Annotated in this window: 21 protein-coding genes; 11 read left to right on the forward strand and 10 right to left on the reverse strand. The window is 64.3% G+C overall.

All coding sequences use genetic code 11. The annotated features are described in order from the left end of the window. The first annotated feature begins 28 nt into the window (after positions 1 to 28). The 6 genes from AC0L3S_RS00810 to AC0L3S_RS00835 all read left to right on the forward strand — a co-directional run bounded on the left by AC0L3S_RS00810 (position 29) and on the right by AC0L3S_RS00835 (position 7,080). Positions 29 to 829 (forward strand): NYN domain-containing protein, encoded by an 801-nt coding sequence (locus AC0L3S_RS00810; protein WP_473263210.1) that lies wholly within the window; start codon positions 29 to 31, stop codon positions 827 to 829. Positions 830 to 913: 84 nt separating this feature from the next. Then, positions 914 to 2,716, forward strand: coding sequence for an adenine deaminase (locus AC0L3S_RS00815; protein WP_473277772.1), 1,803 nt, complete (start codon positions 914 to 916; stop codon positions 2,714 to 2,716). A 152-nt stretch (positions 2,717 to 2,868) separates the two neighbouring features. After that, complete coding sequence (gene gcl / locus AC0L3S_RS00820) at positions 2,869 to 4,659, forward strand: glyoxylate carboligase (protein ID WP_473277773.1); 1,791 nt, start codon at positions 2,869 to 2,871, stop codon at positions 4,657 to 4,659. A 12-nt stretch (positions 4,660 to 4,671) separates the two neighbouring features. After that, positions 4,672 to 5,457: a hydroxypyruvate isomerase gene (gene hyi / locus AC0L3S_RS00825; protein WP_473263213.1), complete on the forward strand. Its 786-nt coding sequence runs from the start codon at positions 4,672 to 4,674 to the stop codon at positions 5,455 to 5,457. 237 nt (positions 5,458 to 5,694) lie between these two features. Next, a complete protein-coding gene (locus AC0L3S_RS00830) occupies positions 5,695 to 6,582 on the forward strand; it encodes a 2-hydroxy-3-oxopropionate reductase (protein ID WP_473277774.1) in 888 nt (295 codons plus the stop codon). Positions 6,583 to 6,696: 114 nt separating this feature from the next. Beyond that, positions 6,697 to 7,080: a DUF1236 domain-containing protein gene (locus AC0L3S_RS00835; protein ID WP_007593296.1), complete on the forward strand. Its 384-nt coding sequence runs from the start codon at positions 6,697 to 6,699 to the stop codon at positions 7,078 to 7,080. A 43-nt stretch (positions 7,081 to 7,123) separates the two neighbouring features. Here the strand turns inward: AC0L3S_RS00835 and AC0L3S_RS00840 are convergent, their stop codons facing one another. From AC0L3S_RS00840 to AC0L3S_RS00850, 3 genes are all read right to left on the reverse strand, one after another. Beyond that, entirely contained in the window at positions 7,124 to 7,501 is a 378-nt protein-coding gene (locus AC0L3S_RS00840; RefSeq protein ID WP_473277775.1) for a VanZ family protein, read from the reverse strand. Between the two features lie 76 nt (positions 7,502 to 7,577). Then, a complete protein-coding gene (locus AC0L3S_RS00845; protein ID WP_473277776.1) occupies positions 7,578 to 8,180 on the reverse strand; it encodes a thiamine pyrophosphate-dependent enzyme in 603 nt (200 codons plus the stop codon). Positions 8,181 to 8,191: 11 nt separating this feature from the next. Continuing rightward, positions 8,192 to 8,758, reverse strand: coding sequence for a thiamine pyrophosphate-binding protein (locus AC0L3S_RS00850; RefSeq protein WP_473277777.1), 567 nt, complete (start codon positions 8,756 to 8,758; stop codon positions 8,192 to 8,194). A gap of 266 nt (positions 8,759 to 9,024) precedes the next feature. Between AC0L3S_RS00850 and AC0L3S_RS00855 the strand changes: the two genes are divergently transcribed. Together AC0L3S_RS00855 and AC0L3S_RS00860 are read left to right on the forward strand one after the other, a co-directional pair. Continuing rightward, complete coding sequence (locus tag AC0L3S_RS00855) at positions 9,025 to 10,074, forward strand: hydroxyacid dehydrogenase (protein WP_473277778.1); 1,050 nt, start codon at positions 9,025 to 9,027, stop codon at positions 10,072 to 10,074. Between the two features lie 157 nt (positions 10,075 to 10,231). Then, positions 10,232 to 10,444, forward strand: a complete 213-nt coding sequence (locus AC0L3S_RS00860) for a hypothetical protein (protein WP_007608382.1) — start codon at positions 10,232 to 10,234, stop codon at positions 10,442 to 10,444. 4 nt (positions 10,445 to 10,448) lie between these two features. Here AC0L3S_RS00860 and AC0L3S_RS00865 read toward each other — a convergent pair whose 3' ends face one another. The 6 genes from AC0L3S_RS00865 to AC0L3S_RS00890 all read right to left on the reverse strand — a co-directional run bounded on the left by AC0L3S_RS00865 (position 10,449) and on the right by AC0L3S_RS00890 (position 17,836). Continuing rightward, positions 10,449 to 11,024 (reverse strand): GNAT family N-acetyltransferase, encoded by a 576-nt coding sequence (locus tag AC0L3S_RS00865; protein ID WP_473277779.1) that lies wholly within the window; start codon positions 11,022 to 11,024, stop codon positions 10,449 to 10,451. Between the two features lie 6 nt (positions 11,025 to 11,030). Next, positions 11,031 to 13,388, reverse strand: coding sequence for an Orn/Lys/Arg family decarboxylase (locus AC0L3S_RS00870; protein ID WP_473277780.1), 2,358 nt, complete (start codon positions 13,386 to 13,388; stop codon positions 11,031 to 11,033). 102 nt (positions 13,389 to 13,490) lie between these two features. Continuing rightward, positions 13,491 to 15,695 (reverse strand): xanthine dehydrogenase family protein molybdopterin-binding subunit, encoded by a 2,205-nt coding sequence (locus tag AC0L3S_RS00875; protein ID WP_473277781.1) that lies wholly within the window; start codon positions 15,693 to 15,695, stop codon positions 13,491 to 13,493. A 7-nt stretch (positions 15,696 to 15,702) separates the two neighbouring features. Next, entirely contained in the window at positions 15,703 to 16,719 is a 1,017-nt protein-coding gene (locus AC0L3S_RS00880; RefSeq protein ID WP_473277782.1) for an FAD binding domain-containing protein, read from the reverse strand. Continuing rightward, entirely contained in the window at positions 16,716 to 17,207 is a 492-nt protein-coding gene (locus AC0L3S_RS00885) for a (2Fe-2S)-binding protein (protein ID WP_473277783.1), read from the reverse strand. The genes AC0L3S_RS00880 and AC0L3S_RS00885 overlap by 4 nt, the downstream gene beginning before the upstream one ends. Before the next feature lie 149 nt (positions 17,208 to 17,356). Beyond that, positions 17,357 to 17,836, reverse strand: a complete 480-nt coding sequence (locus tag AC0L3S_RS00890) for an Lrp/AsnC family transcriptional regulator (RefSeq protein ID WP_473263222.1) — start codon at positions 17,834 to 17,836, stop codon at positions 17,357 to 17,359. 134 nt (positions 17,837 to 17,970) lie between these two features. Here AC0L3S_RS00890 and ald point away from each other — a divergent pair, with 134 nt between their 5' ends. Beyond that, a complete protein-coding gene (ald, locus tag AC0L3S_RS00895; protein ID WP_473277784.1) occupies positions 17,971 to 19,086 on the forward strand; it encodes an alanine dehydrogenase in 1,116 nt (371 codons plus the stop codon). 9 nt (positions 19,087 to 19,095) lie between these two features. On the opposite strand, the gene AC0L3S_RS00900 is transcribed toward ald, so the two are convergent. Further along, positions 19,096 to 19,731, reverse strand: a complete 636-nt coding sequence (locus AC0L3S_RS00900; protein WP_473277785.1) for a DsbA family protein — start codon at positions 19,729 to 19,731, stop codon at positions 19,096 to 19,098. A 201-nt stretch (positions 19,732 to 19,932) separates the two neighbouring features. Between AC0L3S_RS00900 and AC0L3S_RS00905 the strand changes: the two genes are divergently transcribed. Next, positions 19,933 to 20,151, forward strand: coding sequence for a hypothetical protein (locus tag AC0L3S_RS00905; protein WP_473263225.1), 219 nt, complete (start codon positions 19,933 to 19,935; stop codon positions 20,149 to 20,151). A 149-nt stretch (positions 20,152 to 20,300) separates the two neighbouring features. Further along, a complete protein-coding gene (locus tag AC0L3S_RS00910; RefSeq protein WP_473263226.1) occupies positions 20,301 to 21,359 on the forward strand; it encodes a YeiH family protein in 1,059 nt (352 codons plus the stop codon). The last annotated feature ends 37 nt before the right edge of the window (positions 21,360 to 21,396 follow it).

The following is a 21,396-nucleotide window of genomic DNA, read 5'->3' on the forward strand; positions in this document are numbered from 1 at the left end:
ATGCTATGTTCATCTCGTGGGAAAAGTCATGCCGTCAGAGCTCCGTTCGCCCCGTCTCGCTGTCCTGATCGACGCGGACAACGCTTCGGCAAAGATCGCCGATGGACTGTTCGAGGAGATTGCCAAGATCGGCGAGGCCAGCGTTCGCCGCATCTACGGCGATTTCTCCAATGCGCGGTCCAGGGGGTGGGCCGACATCCTGTCCAAACACGCCATCATCCCGCAGCAGCAGTTCGCCTACACAACGGGAAAGAATGCGTCCGACATCACCCTGGTCATCGACGCGATGGACCTGCTTCACAGCGGCCGGTTCGACGGCTTTTGCCTGGTGTCGTCGGACAGCGATTTTACCCGTCTCGCCGCCCGGATCCGGGAGCAGGGCGTTGATGTCTTTGGGTTCGGCGAGCACAAAACGCCGGAAAGTTTTCGGCAAGCCTGCCGAAGGTTCGTCTACACGGAGAACCTGCTGGCCGCCCCGGCGAACACCCAGGACGCCGCCTCGCGATCGACCTCGCTTCAGCCGCTCGATGCCGCAACTCCCATCATCAAGAAGGTCATCACCCAGATGGAGAGCGAGGACGGCTGGGTGACACTTGGAGAAGTCGGCCGCCAGCTCGCCAATCTCGCGTCCGATTTCGATCCGAGAACGTTCGGCTTCCGCAAACTGAGTGACCTCGTACGCAAGACGAATGCGTTCGAGATCGACGAGCAGAACGGGAGGTCGATGCGGATTCGGGTCAAACCCGCTGCCGCAGCGGCCCCGAGACGACGGAACTCGCGCCGACCCGTGAGGTCGGGGGCGGCAGGCGCTTCGCCGCCTAAAGCGTAAGCAGGGCGTGCCGTTATATTTGCGCTTGCCCGGTCTGGCGCAGGGCGTAACCATCGCAGGGCCATAACGCCACGCGAGGGTCCGATGACCAGACTTACCCGCTTCGCCGTCGCACCGTTGCATTCGATGACCCGGCGTCTCGCCGATGTGGCCTCGGCGCGTCTCGCGCCGGATCTCGTCGTCACCGGCGCGCGGGTGCTCTCGACCTATTCGGAGCGTATCCACGCGAGCCGCGAGGTCTGGATCACCGGCGGCCGCGTTGCTGCGGTGAAGCCGGCCGGTGCTGCGAAGAAAGTCTTCAGCAACGTGCCGGTTTACGACGCGGCTGGCGGCATTGTCGCGCCGGGCCTGGTTGATCCGCACATCCACATCGAATCCTCGATGGTGACGGCCTGCGCCTATGCCGAGGCCGCCCTGCTCAACGGCACCACCACGATCTTCTGCGACAGCCACGAGATCGGCAACGTCATGGACGTCGCCGGCGTCGAAGCGATGCTGGAGGACGCACGCGAAGCACCGTTGTCGATCTTTTTGACCGTGCCAAGCACGGTGCCGGCCACCTCAGCCGCACTCGAGACCGCGGGTGGCGATCTGACGCCCGACAAGATCGCCGGCCTGTTCGACCGTTGGCCCGAAGCTGTGGCGCTCGGCGAGAAGATGGACTTTGTGCCTGTGACCATGGGCGATGAGCGCAGCCACGCCATCCTCGCCGCCGCCCTGAAGCGCGGGCGACCTGTGTCCGGCCATGTCTACGGCCGCGAATTCGTCGCGGCCTATGCGGCGAGCGGCGTGACCGACACCCATGAGGCGATCGACCGCGACATCGCCGACGATTTGCTCGATGCCGGCGTCTGGGTGTTCCTGCGCGGGGGACCGCCGACCACGCCGTGGCACTCGCTGCCGCAGGCGATCCGGACCATCACAGAGCTCGGAGCTTCGCACAAGCGCACGGCCGTGTGCACCGACGATCGCGATGCCGACGATCTCCTGCTGTTTGGGCTCGATTGGGTGGTGCGCGAAGCCGTGAAGGCAGGGATGTCGCCGGAGCAGGCCTGGTCGATGGGCTCGCTGCATGGCGCGACGCGCTTCAATATGGACAGCGATATCGGCGGGCTCGGCGGCGGCCGTCGCGCCGATCTCGTGCTGATGGACGATAATCTCAAGCCGCAATCGACCTGGTATGGCGGTGAACTGGTGGTCGAGAACCGCAAGATCACGCCGCGGCTCGATCAGGCATTGTCGCAGCGATATCAATACCCGCAGGCGGCCTACGCGACTGTGAAGCTGCCGGAGAAGCTGAAGCTGACGCCGGAGCTGCCGGCGAAGGCCTGCACCGTCAACGCCATCAAGACCGCGTTGCCCGGCATCACGCTGATCCATGAGAAGATCGCGATCGAGCCGGCCAAGGATTGGCCGGAATTGTTTGCGCGCTACGGCCTGTGCTTTGTCACGGTGGTCGAGCGCCATGGCAAATCGGCCGGCAATGTCGCCTATGGCCTGTTGAAGGACTTTGGCCTCAAGCGCGGCGCGGTCGCCTCCAGCGTCGGGCACGACAGCCACAACATCATCGTTGCCGGCACCAACGAGGCCGACATGCAGGTCGCGGTGGCCGCCATCAAGAAGCAACAGGGCGCCGTCTGCCTCGTCGCCGAGGGCGAGGTGAGGGCGCTGGTAGCGCTGCCGATCGCCGGTCTGCTGTCCGACAAGCGCGTTACTGAAGTGGCCGAAGAGGTCAAGGCGCTGAAGAAGGAATGGGCGGAAGCCGGCTGCACCATCCCCTACATGGGTTTCAATCTGATTCCGCTATCGGTCATTCCGGAAATTCGCATCACCGACAAGGGCCTCGTGCTGGTGCCGCAGATGGAACTGGCGCCGTTGTTCGAGTGAGCGCTTTCACGCGTGTCTCGACTTAACTGACTGAAGCTGCCGCGATTTTTCCGCGGTTGCCGCATCGTGGAAAATAAAATCGATCTCGTTGAGTGCCGCACCCGCGCGCCCGATGATCTCGCTCGAGCCAACACAACCGAGCGAGGTCCGATATGGCGAAGATGCGAGCCATCGATGCTGCCGTGCGAATTCTGGAGAAGGAAGGCATCTCGACCGCCTTCGGCGTTCCCGGGGCCGCGATCAATCCGCTCTACTCGGCGCTGAAGAAGCGCGGCTCAATCCGCCACATCCTGGCGCGCCATGTCGAGGGGGCCTCGCACATGGCCGAGGGCTATACTCGGGCCAAAGCGGGCAACATCGGCGTCTGCATCGGAACCTCGGGGCCGGCGGGCACCGACATGATCACCGGGCTCTATTCGGCGATCGCCGATTCCATCCCGATCCTCTGTATCACCGGGCAGGCGCCGCGCGCGCGGCTCTACAAGGAGGATTTCCAGGCCGTCGACATCGAATCGATCGCAAAGCCCGTGACCAAATGGGCGGTGACGGTGCGCGAGCCCGCGCTGGTGCCGCGCGTGTTCAGCCAGGCGTTTCATGTGATGCGCTCAGGGAGGCCGGGACCGGTGCTGATCGACATACCGCTCGACGTGCAACTCGCCGAGATCGAGTTCGACGACGAGACCTATGAGCCGCTGCCGGTCTACAAGCCTACCGCCACGCGCAAGCAAGTCGAGAAAGCGCTGGAGATGCTCAATGCGGCTGAACGGCCGCTGATCGTGGCAGGCGGCGGCGTGATCAATGCCGACGCCTCGGATTTGCTGGTGGAATTCGCCGAGATCGCTAACGTGCCGGTCGTGCCGACGCTGATGGGGTGGGGGGCTATTCCCGACGACCACGTGTTGATGGCCGGCATGGTCGGTCTTCAGACCAGCCATCGTTACGGCAATGCCACCATGCTCGAATCCGATTTCGTGCTCGGCATCGGCAACCGCTGGGCCAACCGCCACACCGGCTCGGTCGAGACCTACACCAAGGGGCGCACCTTCGTGCATGTCGACATCGAGCCGACGCAAATCGGGCGCGTGTTCAATCCCGATCTGGGCATCGTCTCGGACGCGAAGGCCGCTCTCGAACTGTTCGTCGCCGTCGCCAGAGAGTGGCGCCGGTCAGGCAGGTTGCGTGAGCGTCAGGCGTGGCCCGCTTCCTGCCGCGACCGGAAGAAGACAATGTTGCGCAAGAGCCATTTCGACAACGTCCCGATCAAGCCGCAGCGCGTCTACGAGGAGATGTCCAAGGCGTTTGGCCGTGACACCTGCTACGTCTCCGTGATCGGCCTGTCGCAAATCGCCGGCGCACAGTTCCTGGGCGTCTACAAGCCGCGCAACTGGATCAATGCCGGGCAGGCGGGGCCGCTCGGCTGGACGCTGCCCGCGGCGCTCGGCGTGCGCGCGGCGTGTCCGGATCGCGATATCGTCGCGCTTTCGGGAGATTACGACTTTCAGTTCCTGATCGAGGAGCTCGCGGTCGGGGCGCAATTCAATCTGCCCTACATCCACGTCGTCGTGAACAATTCCTATCTTGGCCTGATCCGCCAGGCCCAGCGCGGCTTCGACATGGACTATCACGTCCAGCTCTCCTTTGAGAACATCAACGCGCCGGAGCTCGGCGGCTACGGCGTCGATCACGTCGCCGTCGCCGAAGGGCTCGGCTGTAAGGCGATCCGCGTCACCGACCCCAAGGACTCGCAGGCCGCGTTCGCGACTGCGCGCGAATTGATCGCGAAGCACCGCGTGCCTGTCGTAGTCGAGTTTATCCTCGAACGTGTCACCAACATCGCGATGGGCACCGAGATCGACAACATCGTCGAATTCGAGGAGGTGCTGGATCTGCCGCTCGACGAGGTCGCGACCGCGCGGCCCGGCGTGCTGCAGCCGGCGGAATAGGGAGATAGCGTCATGCCGAAATTCGCAGCCAACCTCACCATGCTCTTCAACGAAATGCCGTTCGTGGACCGCTTCGCAGCGGCCAAAGCAGCGGGCTTCGGCGGGGTCGAGTACCTCTTTCCCTATGAATTCGACAAGGCGCAGCTACGCGAGCAACTCGACAGCCATGGGCTGACACAGGTGCTGCATAATCTGCCGGCCGGCAATTGGGCGGCAGGCGAGCGCGGCATCGCGATCCTGCCTGATCGTATCAGCGAGTTCAGGGACGGCGTGTTTCGCGCCATCGACTATGCCAAGGCGCTCGATTGCGAGCAGCTCAACTGTCTCGTCGGCATCGCGCCTGTCGATGCCGACCCGCGCGAGCTCAACGAAACGCTGGTCGGGAATCTGCGCTTTGCGGCTTCGACCCTGGCGCGCGAGAACATCAAGCTTCTGGTCGAGCCGATCAATACGCTCGACATTCCCGGCTTCTTTCTCAACGGCACCGAGCAGGCCGTGCAGCTGATCTCCGAGGTGCGCTCCAACAATCTGTTCGTCCAGTATGACATCTATCACATGCAGATCATGGAGGGCGATCTCGCCCGTACCATGCAGGAATATCTGCCGCAGATCGCGCACATCCAGCTCGCCGACAATCCCGGCCGCCACGAGCCCGGCACCGGCGAGATCAACTATCCCTTCCTGTTCCGCCATCTCGACGCGATCGGCTATCGCGGCTGGATCGGTTGCGAATACAAGCCGCGCACCACGACGCTGGAAGGCCTGTCCTGGCACGCCGCGCAGACGTTTGAGACGTAAGATCGTAGCCACCGCGACGGTGCGCTCCCTCTCCCGCCTGCGGGAGAGGGCTGGGGTGAGGGTATCTCCACGATGGGACCCGTTCATACGCGTTGGAAATCCCCAAGAGGATAGAACCCTCACCCGGCACGCGGGACGATGCTTCGCATCGCCCGGACGTGCCGACCTCTCCCGCAAGCGGGCGAGGTGCACCGAGCGCGCGGAAACTTCGCTAATTCAACTGAGAGAAATCATACCATGATCGACATCGGCTTTATCGGACTTGGCACCATGGGACGGCCGATGGCCGGCCATCTTCTGGCCGCAGGCCATCGCGTTCTCCTGCATGATGTCGGGCCGGTCGCACCCGAGCTGATCGCCGTCGGCGGCGTTGACTGCAAGTCAAGCAAGCACGTGGCAGAGGAGGCGGATGCGGTCATCATCATGGTGCCGGATACGCCGCATGTGGAGGCCGTGCTGTTCGGCAAGGACGGCGTCGCGGGCGGCATTTCCAAGGGCAAGATCGTGGTCGACATGAGCTCGATCTCGCCGCTGGCGACCAAGGAGTTTGCGAAGAAGATCGAGGCGCTCGGCGCGGATTATCTCGACGCACCGGTGTCAGGCGGGGAGGTCGGTGCCAAGGCGGCAAGCCTCACCATCATGGTCGGTGGCCCCGAGCGCGCCTTCAACACCATGAAGCCGATCTTCGACAGGATGGGAAAGAATGTCACCCGCGTCGGCGCCAATGGCGACGGCCAGACGACGAAGGTCGCCAACCAGATCATCGTCGCGTTGACGATCGAGGCGGTCAGCGAAGCGCTGCTGTTCGCGTCGAAAGCCGGTGCGGATCCGGCGCTGGTGCGGCAGGCCCTGATGGGCGGCTTTGCGTCTTCGCGGATTCTCGAAGTGCATGGCGAGCGCATGGTGAAGCGCAATTTCGATCCCGGCTTCCGCATCGAGCTGCACCAGAAGGATCTCAACCTCGCGCTTGAAGGCGCCCGCGCGCTCGGCCTGTCGCTGCCGAGCACGGCAGTGGCGCAGCAATTGTTCTCGTCCTGCACCGCGCATGGCGGCAAGGGCTGGGATCATTCGGCGATGGTGCGCGCGCTGGAACTGATGGCGGGGCACGAGATCGCCGCAGCCTGAACTGTTACCGGGTAACAGTCTCCACTTCTAGTTCTGCCTAGATCCGGCGGGAACCGGAACAATGATCCGGCCCCGCGGTTGAAGGCGCACAATAATCACTGGAGACATAAGCACATGAAAACCCGTCTTGCGATTTCGTTGGCTGCCGCGTCGCTGCTGGCGTCGAGTGCGGCCTTTGCTCAGTCGACGACCGAAGAAGGCGCCAGGAACGGTGCACGCGCGGGCGGCGACATCGGCGGTCCGGTCGGCGCGATGGTCGGCGGTACCGTCGGTGCGGCGGTCGGCGCTGGTCTGGAAATCCCGAATGCGATCCTCGGCGGAATTCCGCGCGATGATTCTGTCGTGGTTCACGAGCGCGTCGTGGTCGGCGAGCCATTGCCGCCGACCGTGGTGCTGCGGCCCGTGCCGAACTACACCGAATATCGCTATGCGGTCGTGAACGATCGCCGCGTGATCGTGGAGCCGCGCACGCGCCGCGTCGTCAAGATCATCGACTGATCGCTCGGAGCGTGAGCTTTGAAGACACGGGCTCTGCGGAGCGTCACTCCGCGGGGCCTTGGCTCGAGAGGGCCGAGCTTGCGCGAAACCGCGTTACAACCCAATCGGCGACGGCCGCGAGCGCGAAGCCGATGCAGGTGGTGCCGGCATCGACCAGAAAGTCCTCCAGCCGCGCATGCCGTCCCGGTGCCCAGAATTGCATCAGTTCGAGCAGGCCGATCAGCACCACGGCGATCGCTGCGGCCGACAGGCGGCGGCGCGGATAGGCGACGCCGAAGGCTAGTCCCACCAGGACGAAGGCGAGGGCATGTTCGCCGTCCTGGCCGAGGTCGGAATGGGGCCGCAGACCCGGCGGGCCGAGGGTTGCAAAGGCGACGGCGGCGGCAAGCAGCCAGGCAGAGGAGCGAACCAAAATGGACATCCGAACCGCTTAGCACGGATTGCAGCAGCCTGCCGAGGCGCCAGGATCAGATCGCCGTGTAGTTAATGACGAAACGTTAAAGTGGCTCGCGCACGCCAAGGCCGTGCATGAAGCGTTCCCGGATTTGTACGGGATCGCGTCGAGTGGCGCCGACGCCGGGCTTGTCATCGATACGAACGGCGATCAGGCTCGGCTCGCCAGCCGACATGGCTTCCTCGACCAGACGCTCGAAATCCTCCTCGTCCGCGGCCCAGGCGCTGTTGGCAAGCCCGGAGCCGGTCGCGATGGCGACGATGTCAGCCACGTTCGCGGCCGGTGTCGGCTGCGCGCCGGTGATCTGGTAGATGCCGTTGTCCATCACGATCATCACGAGGTTCTTCGGCTTCAACGCTGCAATCGTCGAGAGCGCGCCGAGCTGCATCAGCAGCGAGCCGTCGCCTTCGAGCGCAAAGACGCGCCGGTCCGGCTGCGCCAGCGCCACGCCCAGCCCGATCGGGAAGGCGAGCCCCATGCTGCCGAGCATGTAGAAATTCTGCGGACGGTGGCCGGCGGCCCAGAGGTCGAAATTGGTGTTGCCGATGCCGCCGATCACGGCTTCCTGGTGCTCGAGTTTCGCGATCAGGCGCGAGGTGACGTCGAAGCGGTTCATCACTTTGGTGTTGCGCACGTCTGTATTCATTTGGGCCGGCCTCACTTGTCGAACACCTTGCCGCCCGTGAGCAGTGGGTTGAGGATCAGCGCGACCGGCGCCTGCGTCGTGACGGCCTGCTTGATCGAACGGTCGGCAATGAATTCGAGCTCGTCGAGCCGGGTGATGGTGTGATGCTCCAGCGCCAGCGAATCCAGCACCGGACGCATGGTGCGGCAGACCAGTGCCTGGCCGTAGTTGAACTCGCCGAGCGTGCCGCGCTCGGACACGAACATGATCAGCGGAATCTGGTAGGGCACCGCGAGCGAGGCCAACACGTTGGCGAGCGTCGCAAAGCCCGAGGTCTGCATCAGCACCGCGCCGCGCCGTCCGCCCATCCAGGCGCCCGAGACGATGCCGACGGCCTCCTCCTCGCGGGCAGTGGCAAAGGTGGTGAAGAAGGGATCGGCGTGCAGGTTCTTAATCAGCGGCGTCAGCACGCGGTCGGGCACGTAAGGGACGAGGCTGATCTCGTTCCGCTTCAGGGTTTGCAGGACGATGCCGTGCCAGCTCTTGTCACTGGAGGTCTGCGCCGCCTCGGACGAGGTCTGTTGCTCCGCAATCGGCATTGCGTTCTCCCTTCGGCCGCGCATGCTTTCTTGGTCTTTTGCCATTGTCTGCCATCGTCTTGGCCGTCGCGGCGGTCTGCCGAACTTGACGCAGGCAGCGGGATTGTCAACATGTCCGGGCTGCACCGTGATCTGCGCCAGACGGCCTGCCGCGGCCGGTGCCGCCGTGTCATAAGCGGTAACAACAAGAGAACGGAGGAACGCATGACAGGAGCGCGCGAAGCGCTGGCCCTGCGGATCTCCTGGAGAGAGCCGGAAGGGTCCTGATGTCCGTCAACAGCAAGCGCGTCTTCTACGTCAAATATCTGGCCAACCCGATCTACATCGACATCTTGAAGGCGCGGCCCGACGTTCGGCTCGATCGCATCGAGAACGAGAGCCCCGAGGAATATTTCGCGCCGATCATCGAAGCGGCTCACGTCTACCAGATCGGCGCCGCCCGTGACGAACTGGCCCCGCACTTCCATGTCGATGCTGCCTTCCTGAAGCGCGCGCCGAACCTGCTGCTCGTCTCCAGCAACGGCGCGGGATTCGATCCTGTCGACGTCGAGGCCTGCACCGATGCCGGCGTGCTGGTCGTCAACCAGTCCGGCGGCAACGCCCACTCGGTCGCCGAGCATGCGCTGGCGATGATGCTGACGCTGTCCAAGCGCATCATCCAGTCCGATCGCAAGCTCCGCAGGGAGTCCAACGTCAACCGCAACGAACTCGTCGGCAACGAGATCGAGCACAAGACCGTCGGCATCATCGGCCTCGGCAATGTCGGTCGCCGCATTGCCGCGCTGTGCAAGGGCCTGTTCGGCATGAAGGTGCTGGCCTACGATCCGTACCTGACGGCCGAGGTAATGGCCGAGCGGGGCGGCGAGAAGGTCGAGCTCGACGAGCTCTTGCGCCGCGCCGACTTCGTCTCGATCTCCTGTCCGCTCGACAAGGGCAGCCGCAATATGATCAGCGTGCGCGAGTTTGGGCTGATGCAGCCGCATGCGTACTTTATCACCACGGCGCGTGGCTTCATCCACGATGAAGATGCGCTGCTCCAGGCGTTGCGTGACAAGCGCATTGCGGGCGCCGGTCTCGACGTCTGGTCCAAGGAGCCGCCGCCGCCGGAGCATCCGTTGCTCCAGCTCGACAACGTGCTGGCGAGCCCGCATACCGCGGGCGTCACGATCGAGGCGCGGCAGAACATGGGCCGGATCGCCGCCGAGCAAGTGCTGCAGACGCTCGACGGCAAGCGCCCGCCGCGCATCATCAATCCCGAGGTCTGGCCACGCTATGCGGAGCGATTCAAGCAGGCGTTTGGTGTGACGCCGGCGTAGTCGGCTGTCGCTTTGTCCTTCCGTGGGCGGCGCTCCTGCCGCCTAATGATCGGCGGAGGGGGAACCGCGCCCGACTTTGATCCGCGTCAAAATCTCCCTCCCGGATTCCGTCTAAATGGGATTAGAGTGAGCGCCGCCGGGGCAGGCAGGAGGTCCCATGTCAACTTATGTGGTCAGGTTCATGAAGGACGTGCTCGGCCAGTACGGCCGGCAGATCGAGGTGTGCCAGGGCACGCTCGAGATCGACGCTTCCGACGAGGACGAAGCCAGAGAGCGGGCGAAGGCGAGGTTTTGCGAGGACCAGGCGTTGCACCACTGGTCGTTGCATGCCGACCGCATCCAGGTCAGACCGGCTGACTTTCCATCCTGAGGGCCTAGCGCCGGGGCGCCGTGACAGGTGGCGCAGTGACGCCAGCGCCGAGCGAGCGCTGTACCATGACGGCGTCGGACCAGTGACCGTGGCGATAGGCGACACCACGCAGAAGGCCGGCGCGCGCGAAACCGAACTTCTCGTGCAACGCCAGCGAGGGGGCATTGTCCGCATCGATATAGCCGATCATCTGGCGGAAGCCGGCGGCTGCACAAGTATCGATCAATTCCTGGAGCAACAGCCGCCCGACCCCGCGGCCAAGATGCTCGTGGTGGACGTAGATCGAATGCTTGGCGGTGTAGCGATAGGCTGGACGCTTGCGGAACAGCACGGCGTAGGCATAGCCCACGACTTCGCCGCGGTAGGCCGCGACCAGATGCGGCAGGCGGGTCTGCTTCAGGTTCTTGCGCCGGTCGCGCAGATCGTCCGGCTCGGGCGCACCGGTTCCCTCGACGTCGCGCGGCACGCCGTTGCGGACGTGATGGCGGTAGATCGCCAGCATCGCCTCGACATCGCTCTCGCGTGAGGGGCGGACCAGGACCGGCCCGTCATCCGGGCGCGCAATCGCAGTTTCGTTCATCGGCACCTACTCGGTAACGACGTAAGTATAGAGCCCGATGCGCCCCTGCGCATCGATCTCCTTGTAGACGCCCTGGATTTCCACGTCGAAGCCCGGGAACGTGTTGAAGCAGGTCTCGAACATCTTGAGATAATCCAGCATGGGCTTGGCCCGTTCCGTCAGCCGCTCGCCGGGCACGATGGTGGCGATGCCGGGGGGATAGACCACGAAGGGTGTGGTGGCGATACGGCCCGTGACCGCCTCGATCGGCAGATAGTCGACATCGTTGCGGAACAGGTAGCGCGCGGCATCGCGGGGCGACATCGCGATGTCAGGCATGTGCTCGGGCATGAACTGTCGCGCCTGAAGTGCGCTGACGTCGGCGGCGCGAAAGAAGCGGTGTATCTCGCCGCAGAGGTCGCGCAGCCGCACGCCGGCATAGCGCGCCTGCCGCCGCTGGGAGAACTCCGGGATAACGTCCGCAAGCAGCGCATTGTCGTCGTGCAGCCGCTTGAAGGCGACGAGACCGGAGATCAGCGTGCCCGCCTTGCTTGCCTCGACGCCCGGGGTAAGCAGGAAGAGCAGGGAGTTGAGGTCGTTCTTCTCGGGGACGATGCGGTTCTCGCGCAGATATTGCGCGACGACCGGAGCGGGGATGCCGTGATCGACATAGCCGCCGGTGATGCGATCGAAGCCGGGCGTGAGCAGCGTCAGCTTGTTCGGATCGGTCATGGCGAAGCCCTCGCTGAGGCCAGGGAAGCCATGCCAGGCGCTGTCGGGGGAGAGCTGCCACAGCGCAGGACTGGTGGCGAGCTCGTCGGTGGAGAGTGTTTCCCAGGCGACGTTGTGCGAAGCGCCGGCGTGGCTGACATCGGGAATGGCGACGCGATCGGGGACGAAGGGTTCGAAGAACCAGCGCCTGTCCGGATTCTGCTCCTTCTCCTCGAACTCCCTGCGCATCGCGCGGATCTTCTTGCGCAGCTCGATGCCGAGCCGGATGGTGTCGTCCCACAGCACTTCGCCGGAGCGGCCCTTCATCATCTGCGCGCCGACGTCGAGCGAGGCGAACAGCGGGTAGAATGGCGACGTGGAAGCGTGCTGCATGAAACTTTCATTGAAGCGGCGGTGCTCGACGCGTCGCTTCTGGCCGCGGATGTGACGATCCTTGATGTGGATTTGGGATGCCTGCGAGAAGCTCGCAAGCTGCTTGTGGGTCGACTGCGTCGCGATGATCCCGGGTGCCTCGGGGGGAAGGTTCGCCAGCCCCATGGCGAAGCGGCCTGCATAGAGCGGGTGGAACTTCATGAAGCCGGCCCAGGCCTCGTCGAACAGGATGTACTCGCAGAGATGGCCGATGCGCTTCAAGATCATCTCGGCGCTGTGGATGGTGCCGTCATAGGTGCACTGCTCGACCACGGCGACGCGGAACGGCCGTTCCTTGCGCCAGGCGTCCTTGTCCGTGACCAAGGGATGATTGCGGATTGCCTCGCGCAAGGTTTTCTCGTCGAGCATGTCCCAGCGCATCGGGCCGATCAGGCCCCAGGCATTGCGGATGGTCGGCACGTAGACCGGGACGCCGCCATTGATCATCAGCGCGCCGTGATGGGCGGCCTTGTGGTTGTTGCGGTCGAACAGTACGAGATCGCCGTCGGTGACGAGGGCGCCGAGCGCAACCTTGTTCGAGGTCGAGGTGCCGTTGAGCACGAAATAGGTCTTTTCCGCGCCAAAGATCTGGGCGGCTTCCTTCTGTGCCTTCAACGCCGGTCCTTCATGGGTTAGGAGGTCGCCGAGGTCGAGCACGGAATTGTCGAGATCGTCGCGGAATACGGACTCGCCGAGATGTTCGACGAAGACCCGTCCGATGGGGCTGCGGTTGTAGAACACGCCGCCATTGTGGCCCGGACAGGTCCAGAGCTGGTTGCCCTCCTCGGCATAGTCGACCAGCGCGCCGAAGAACGGCGTCTTCAGCGTCTCCGCATATTGCTTCAGACGGCTGATCAGGTTCTTGGCGATGAAGGTCGGTGTCTCCTCGGACAGGAAGACATAACCGTCGATGAAGTCGAGCACCTCGACCGGGAGATCCTCGAACCGCTTGCGCCGGATCAGGAGGATGATCGGGAAGTCGAGGCCGCGTCGCCGCATCAAATTGATCAGCGCCGAGGTCTTGCCCTCCAGGCCCTTCTTGCCCCAATCCACCACCATGCAGCCGATCGCGGCATCGGTCTGCACCGCCATCTCCGCGTCCTCCAGCTTGCGGGCGCGAACGACCTCGAAGCCGGAACGCTGGATCTCCTCGATGATCTGGTTGAAGCGCACGCCTTCGAGGTCGTCGGCGTCGAACACAGGTGCGGCGAACAGGAAGTTGAAGCGCTTGAAATAGTCCATTGTCCATCCCGAATGTGCGAGACCGACAGGTCTCGACACATTTGATGACAGCTGGATGACAGGGGCGCGATCCCGAGCGAGCCGGGTCGGATGACCGGCGGCTCAGTCGAGTAACTTGTCCAGTGTGATCGGGAAGCGGCGGATGCGTTTGCCAGTGGCGTGATAGACGGCGTTCGCGATCGCGGCGGGGACGCCGACGATGCCGATCTCGCCCAGCCCCTTGATGCCGAGCTTGTTGATACGATTGTCCGGCTCGTCGACGAAGATCACGTCGATGTCGTGAACATCCGCATTCACGGGAATGTGGTACTCGGCGATGTTGGCGTTCATGATCCGGCCGAAGCGGTGATCCATCACCGTCTCCTCGTGCAGGGCCATCCCGATCCCCCAGACCACGCCGCCCATGATCTGGCTGCGAGCCGTCTTGGTGTTGAGAATCCGCCCGGCCGCGACGGCGCTGACCACGCGCGTGACGCGAATGACGCCTAGCTCTTCGTCCACCTTGACCTCGGCAAAGACGGCCGAATGGGTGTTGCGCGCGTGCTTCTTGTCCTCGCCGAACTGGTTGAGCTTTTCCTTCTCGATACGTTCGACGCCGCCATGGCGCATCGCGTCGGCGATCGAGACCGCGCGGCTGTTGTCGCTGGCGCTGGCAATGCTGCCGTCGGTCAGCACCGTATCGGCAAGCTCGGCGCCGGCGAGCGGCGAGCCTGGCATCTTCCCGGCCAGAGCTAACAGCTCCTTGCGCACTTCCTCGGCGGCTGCGAGCACCGCATGTGCGCTCGAGGCGGCCATCCAGGAGCCGCCCTCGACAGGCGCCTGCGGCAGACTGGAATCTGCGAGCCGGACGCTGATGTTCTCGATCGGAAGGCCGAGCGCATCGGCTGCGACCTGTGCGACAATGGTGTAGGTGCCGGTGCCGATGTCGGATGCTGCACATGACACCTCGGCATGTCCGTTCGATGTCAGCACGATACGGACGGCGACCGGCATCTGCAGTGCTTCCCACACACCCGTCGCCATGCCCCAGCCGACCAGATCCTTGCCGTCGCGCATCGAGCGCGGTGCAGGATTGCGTCTGCTCCAGCCGAAAGCGTCCGCGCCGCGCGCGTAGCATTCGCGCAACTGCTTGCTGGTGTAGGGCAGGTTTTCGCTCTGGTCGCGATCCGAGTAGCACTTCAGCCGCAGTTCGATGGGGTCGAGCTTGAGTGCCACGGCGAGCTCGTCCATCGCGCATTCGAGCGCGCAGACGCCCGACGCCGCGCCCGGTGCGCGCATGTCGCACGGCGTGGAGACGTCAAGGTGCACCAGCTTGTGGGAGAAGCGGCTGTTCGGGGTCTTGTAGAGCTGTTCGGCCCAGCCGGTATCGTTGCGGGCAAAATCCTCGTAGCGCGAGGTGACGGCAATGGCCTCGTGCGCGACCGCGTCGAGCGTACCGTCGGATTTTGCGCCGAGCGAGACGCGCTCGATGGTCATCGGCCGGTAGCCGAGCCCGTACATCTGCTGCCGCGTCAGCACGACGCGAACGGACCGCTTCAGCGCGAGCGCGCCGAGCGTTGCCAGCACCACCTGATATTGCGGCCGCAGGCCGGAACCGAAGGCGCCGCCGACGTATGGCGAGACTACACGAATGTCATCCGGCTTCTTGTCGAACACACCGCATAGAAATTTGTGGACGTTCTGGACGCCCTGCGTCTTGTCATAGATCGTGAGCTTGCCATTGCTGTCCCAGACCGCCGTGGTCGCATATAGCTCCATCGGGTTGTGATGCTCGGTCGGTATCACGTAGTCCGCCTCATGGCGCACATCAGCTCCCGCAAGGGCGGCTGCGGCGTCTCCCCGCGGCTTGTGCGGCTTGTCCTTTTCGGCAGCGTTGCTGCGCTCGCCTTCGAGGTCGGTCGCAAAACCATGCTGCTCATATTCGACCCGCACGAGCGTCGCGGCGAATTTCGCGGTCTCCCAGTCCTCCGCGACGACCAGTGCGATCGGCTGGCCGTTGAACTTGATCGTGTCATCGTAAAGCGGACGGAAAGGCGAGCCTTCTTCGGGCGCCACCTCGTCCTTCCAGGCCTCGTCCTTGTCCGCGAGCGGCGGGCGGTTCGCATGCGTGAGCACGTCGAGCACGCCCTCGACCTGCAGCGCCGCATCGGTGTCGAGGCGGGCAATGCGCCCGCATGGAATGGTGGCCTCGACGACGAAGCCATGGAGGAGCCTGTCGGCCGGGAATTCGCCGGCGTATTTGGCGGCCCCCGTGACCTTGGCCCGTCCGTCGACACGCGACGTCGGCGTTCCCACATAAGCGTTCATAGGGTCCTCACGCGATCTTCTTGTGGGCCTGGGATTGCGGCGTGGCGTTCGCCGCCTGTGTCAGCGTCCGCACGATGGCGCGGCGTGCGAGTTCGACCTTGAAGCCGTTATGTGAGCGGGCCGTTGCTCCCTGGAGCAAGAGATCCGCGGCGTGTGAGAAGTGATCGGGCGTCGCGGCCTGGCCGCGCAACGCCGCTTCGGCTTCGAGGCTGCGCCAGGGCTTGTGAGCCACGCCGCCGAGCGCCACGCGTGCCCCGCTGATCGCGTTGCCCTGCAATTCGAGCGCGGCGGCAACCGAGACCAGAGCAAAAGCATAGGACATGCGGTCGCGAATTTTCAGGTAGCTGTAGCTTTGAGCAAAGCCGCGCGGCGGCAGCTCGATCGCCGTGATGATCTCGCCGGTGCCGAGATTGGTATCGACATGAGGCTTGTCGCCGGGCAGCCGATGGAAATCGGTCAGCGCGATGGTGCGTTCGCCGGAGGGACCCGCGGTGTGCACGAGCGCATCGAGCGCGGCAAGCGCCACGCTCATGTCGGATGGATTGGTCGCGATGCAGGCGGCGCTCGTGCCCAGGATCGCATGGTTGCGGTTGAGGCCGTCCATCGCCGAGCAACCGCTGCCGGGATGTCGCTTGTTGCAGGGCGTGGCCGTGTCATAGAAGTAAGCGCAGCGCGTTCGCTGCATCAGATTGCCGCCAACGGAGGCCATGTTGCGCAATTGCGCCGAGGCGCCGGCCAAGATGGCGCTGGCGAGCAGGGGATAGCGCTGCTCGATCAATGGATGGTAGGCGAGGTCCGAGTTCGGCACCAGGCTGCCGATGCGCAAGGACCTGCCGGGTGTCTCCTCGACCTTGCGCAGCGGCAGGCGGGAAATGTCGATCAGCCGAGTGGGGCGTTCGACATTCTCTTTCATCAGGTCGATCAGATTGGTGCCGCCGGCAATCAGCTTGGCGCCGGGATCGGCGGCGAGCAGGCGGATCGCGTCGGCGACATCATTGGCTCGGGCGTACTGGAAATTGTTCATGGTTGACCCATTGCCTGCTGGATGGCGGCGACGATGTTCGGATAGGCGCCGCAGCGGCAAAGGTTTCCGCTCATCAACTCCCGGATCTCGTCGGTATCTTTGGCACGGCCTTCGGCGAGCAGTCCGGCCGCCGAACATATCTGTCCCGGCGTGCAATAGCCGCACTGGAAGGCGTCATGGTCAATGAAAGCCCGTTGGAGGGGATGCAGCGCGCCGTCTTTGGCAAGGCCTTCGATGGTTGTGATCTCGGCACCATCCTTCACGACCGCGAGCGTCATGCAGGAATTGACGCGCCGGCCGTCCACCAGCACCGTGCAGGCGCCGCACTGACCATGATCGCAGCCCTTCTTGGTGCCGCTCAGTGCAAGATGGTCCCGCAAGGCGTCGAGCAGCGTTGTCCATGGCACGAGATCCAGCGTGTGACTGACGCCGTTGACGACAAGATGGATCGGGATTCGTTCGGAAATCTGATGCGTGACGTCGCCCATGTCCTGCTCCCTGCGACGGCGACCGTGCCGGACGTCAGCCGTGTTGACGCTGGGGCACGCCTTCGCCGGCCGATAGCGCCCAACGGACCACCGGCCGGTTCGTTCCTTTTGAGTCCTTGCAGGCAGTTCGCCTTTCCGAGAGGCGGCGATCAGCGCTTTGCTTCGCCGAACACCACATTCGGCACCGCGCGGTTGACGACCTCGCGCAGCGCGAAGCTGGATTGCACCCGCGCGACGCGCGGCAGGCGCGACAGCTCGGTGCGGTGGATGCGCTCGAAATCCTGGATGTCGCGGGCGAGCACGATCAGGATGTAGTCGTCGGTCCCCGACATCAGGAAGCAGCGCACGACGGACGGGCATTTCACCACCTCCGCCTCGAACGCCTTCAACGCCTCGTCGCTCTGGCTTTCCAGCGCGATGCGGACCAGCACCGTGGTGGTGAGGCCGAACTGCGCGAGGTCGAGCGCGGCCTGATAGGCCTGGATGTAGCCGTCGTCCTCGAGCGCCTTCTGCCGCCGCGCGAGCGCGGTGCTGGACAGCCCAACCTTGTTGGCGAGCTCGGTGTGGCTGGCCCGCGCATTGGTCGTGAGTTCCGCGAGAATGGCGAGATCTTTCCGGTCGAGGGCCAAGGTTTCGTTTCCAGCGTGAAAGGGCGTTTGAGCGCCGGAAACCGGCGCGGCGAGGCCAAAGCTAGCGGATATTTGCACGAAACCAAACCGGGCACGTCGCTACGATCATGAGGTGAATCAAAGGGAGGCCCGGGATGCGCGTCGGTGTGCCGAAGGAAATCAAAGTGCAGGAATATCGCGTCGGGCTCACCCCGGGTGCGGTCCGCGAATATGTCGCGGCGGGGCACGAGGTGACGGTCGAGACGGGCGCGGGTGGCGGCATCGGCGCCTCCGACGAAGTCTATAGGCGGGCAGGGGCCACCATTGCCGACAGCGCGCGCGACATCTTCGTGAAGTGCGACATGATCGTGAAGGTGAAGGAGCCCCAGAAAAGCGAATGGGCCCAGCTCCGCGACAGCCAGATCCTGTTCACTTATCTCCATCTCGCGCCGGATCCCGAACAGGCCAGGGGTTTGCTCGCCTCCGGCTGTACTGCGATCGCCTACGAAACCGTCACCGACGCGGCCGGTCGCCTCCCCCTGCTTGCGCCGATGAGCGAAGTCGCCGGCCGCCTCGCCATCGAGGCCGCCGGCGCCGCGCTCAAGCGATCGGCTGGCGGCCGCGGGCTGCTGCTGGGCGGCGTTCCCGGCGTGCAGCCGGCGCGGGTCGTCGTGCTCGGCGGCGGCGTGGTGGGAACGCAAGCCGCGCGCATGGCCGCCGGCCTTGGCGCCGAGGTCACCGTGATCGACCGCTCGATCCCCCGCCTGCGCGAACTCGATGATCTCTTTGCCGGGCGCGTGCGCACCCGCTTCTCCACCATCGAGTCGGTCGAGGAGGAGGTGTTCGCTGCCGACGTCGTGATCGGCGCGGTGCTGGTGCCGGGCGCGAGTGCGCCCCGGCTCGTCACGCGTGCGATGCTGACGTCGATGCGACCGGGCGCCGTGCTGGTCGACGTCGCGATTGATCAGGGCGGCTGCTTCGAGACCTCGCACCCGACCACGCATGTCGATCCGACCTATCTGGTTGACGGCATCGTGCATTATTGCGTGGCTAATATGCCGGGCGCGGTGCCGGTGACGTCGAGCCAGGCGCTGAACAACGCGACGCTGCCGTTCGGCTTGATGCTCGCGAACAAGGGTTTCGCGGCGGTGCTGGAAAATCCACATCTGCGGAACGGGGTGAATGTGCATCGCGGCCGCATCACCAACAAAGCGGTGGCCGAAAGCCTCGGGCTGGAGTTTGCTCCGGTGGGGAGCGGCCTGGCGGCGTAGCGTTGCTGCTCATACCGGCTTGCGATGGCGGCTGCCGAGCGCGGCCTCGATCGTCTCAGGCTTCTCGATGCGTTCGATCAGCATGTCGATGCGGTCGCCGCCCCAGAACAGCTCGCCGTTGAACACCATGGTCGGCACGCCGAACACGCCGAGCGCTTCGGCCTCGTCGATGATGCGGTCGTGTTCGGCGCGTGCGGGGCCATGGACGTAGGCTTTGAACTGACCGGCTGAGCCACCGCACGACGTGATGACGTCGGCGATTGCGGCGAGATCGTCGATCTCCAGCTCATGGCTCCAGAACCGACGAAAGACCGTGTCGTGATACGGACGGAAGAAGCCGTGCTGTTGGGCGAATAGCATGCCGACGCTGGAATAGAACGCGTCGTAGATCCGCCGGGGCCCTTTCATGACGAGCCCCTGCGCATTGGCATAGCGCCGTGCGTCCATATAGGCATAGCGCACCTTGCGCCAGAAATGCGGCGTGCGCTCCTCGACCGTCCCCATGAATTCGGCGACGCGTAGCGTATAGGGCAGCCATTCGAGCTCGACGCCGTGCGTCTCCTGCAGTTCGAACAGGCGCTTGTTGGCGACGAACGCGTAGGGGCTCTTGTAATCCGTGTAGATGCGCACGCGGGGGTTTGGCATAGGCAGATTCCTTTCATACGCGCAGCGGGACCTGCTAACCGGGGCGCGGGTGCTCAGATAGGCCGGAAGAAGAAAACTATTGCCTCGGGTCCGTTCGGCGGAAGGAGTTTCCCCTCCGGGAGGCAAAAAAGCCAATCGCTTCCATTGCTGTTTGGGGCCGAAACGACGACATTTCCATCAGAAATTGATGGATTGACTGCTATGGAACGCACCAGGTTTGAGCCCTTCGGCGAGCAGTTGGTGTCCGCAACGGACACCCAGCCGCGCTCGCGCGGGTCAAAGCTGCTGCTGCGGGTCGGCACTGGCCTGTTCTGGTCGCTGGTCGCCGGCATCGTGCTGGCGCGCGCGGCCTTCTTCGAGCCCGGCGTCTATGATGGCTTCAGCCGTGTCGCCTCGCTGGCCAAGGATCTTATCTTCTAAGGCGCGCCAGATTTTCTAAAGGGCGCCTGACCTTCAGAGCCAGATTGTTCCGGGCCGAGGATAGAACTTCCCTCTGCCCTGATATGTCGAAAACTTATTTCCCAATCGGATGGCGCTGCGTATAAATCCTTCTCCTTGGGGAGAGATTTGTGTCGCAGAATCAAGCATCCAGCCCGGCCGACGCCAAGCCGACCACGGCCACTGGCCGCATCGTCGCGCTGATTCCCGGAATCCTCCTCTGCATCGCCGTGGCCGGTGTTTCGGCCCTGCTCGAACGGGCGGAATTGGGCGTCTTCGAGCATCCCTATGTCGAGGCGCTGGTGATGGCGATCTTGCTCGGCATGGCCGTGCGCAGCTTCTGGAAGCCCGCGCCGCGCTGGCAGTCCGGCATCGCCTTCAGCGCCAAGCAACTGCTCGAAGTCGCCGTCATGCTGCTGGGGGCCTCGATCAGCTTTGCTGCTATCGCGGCGTCCGGCGTCGCGCTGTTGGTATCGATCGCGGCCATCGTCGTGATCGCGCTCAGCGTCTCCTTCGGCATCAGCCGCCTGCTCGGTCTCTCAACGCGGCTCTCGATCCTGATCGCCTGCGGCAACTCGATCTGCGGTAATTCGGCGATTGCCGCGGTGGCGCCGATCATCGGCGCCAACAATGACGAGATCGCATCCTCGATCTCCTTCACCGCGATCCTCGGCGTGATGATGGTGCTCGGCCTGCCGCTGCTGATCCCGCTGCTGCAGCTATCGGCCACGCAATACGGCATCCTCGCAGGCCTCACCGTCTATGCCGTGCCGCAGGTGCTGGCCGCGACGGTGCCGGCCGGGCTCGTCTCGACGCAGATCGGCACGCTCGTCAAGCTGATGCGCGTGCTGATGCTCGGGCCGGTGGTCGTCGGCCTCTCGCTGACGGCCTCGCGCTGGCACAACGAGGCCAAGAAGACCAGTGTCGGCTTTTTCCGCCTGGTCCCCTGGTTCATCCTCGGCTTCCTTGCGCTGGCGACCCTGCGATCCCTCGAGATCGTGCCAGGCACGGTGGTCGGTCCGGTGACGAAGATCACCAGCTTTCTCACGGTGGTGTCGATGGCGGCGCTGGGCCTGGGTGTCGATGTGAAGGTGCTTGCCAATGTCGGGGGGCGGGTGACGGCGGCCGTGACGTTGTCGCTGCTGCTGCTGCTCGGCATCAGCATCGCGCTGGTGCACTGGTTCAAGTAGAAGCAATCGCGCGGCGATGGCTGTGCACCCTCTCCCC

Source organism: Bradyrhizobium sp. Ken01 (assembly GCF_055807355.1).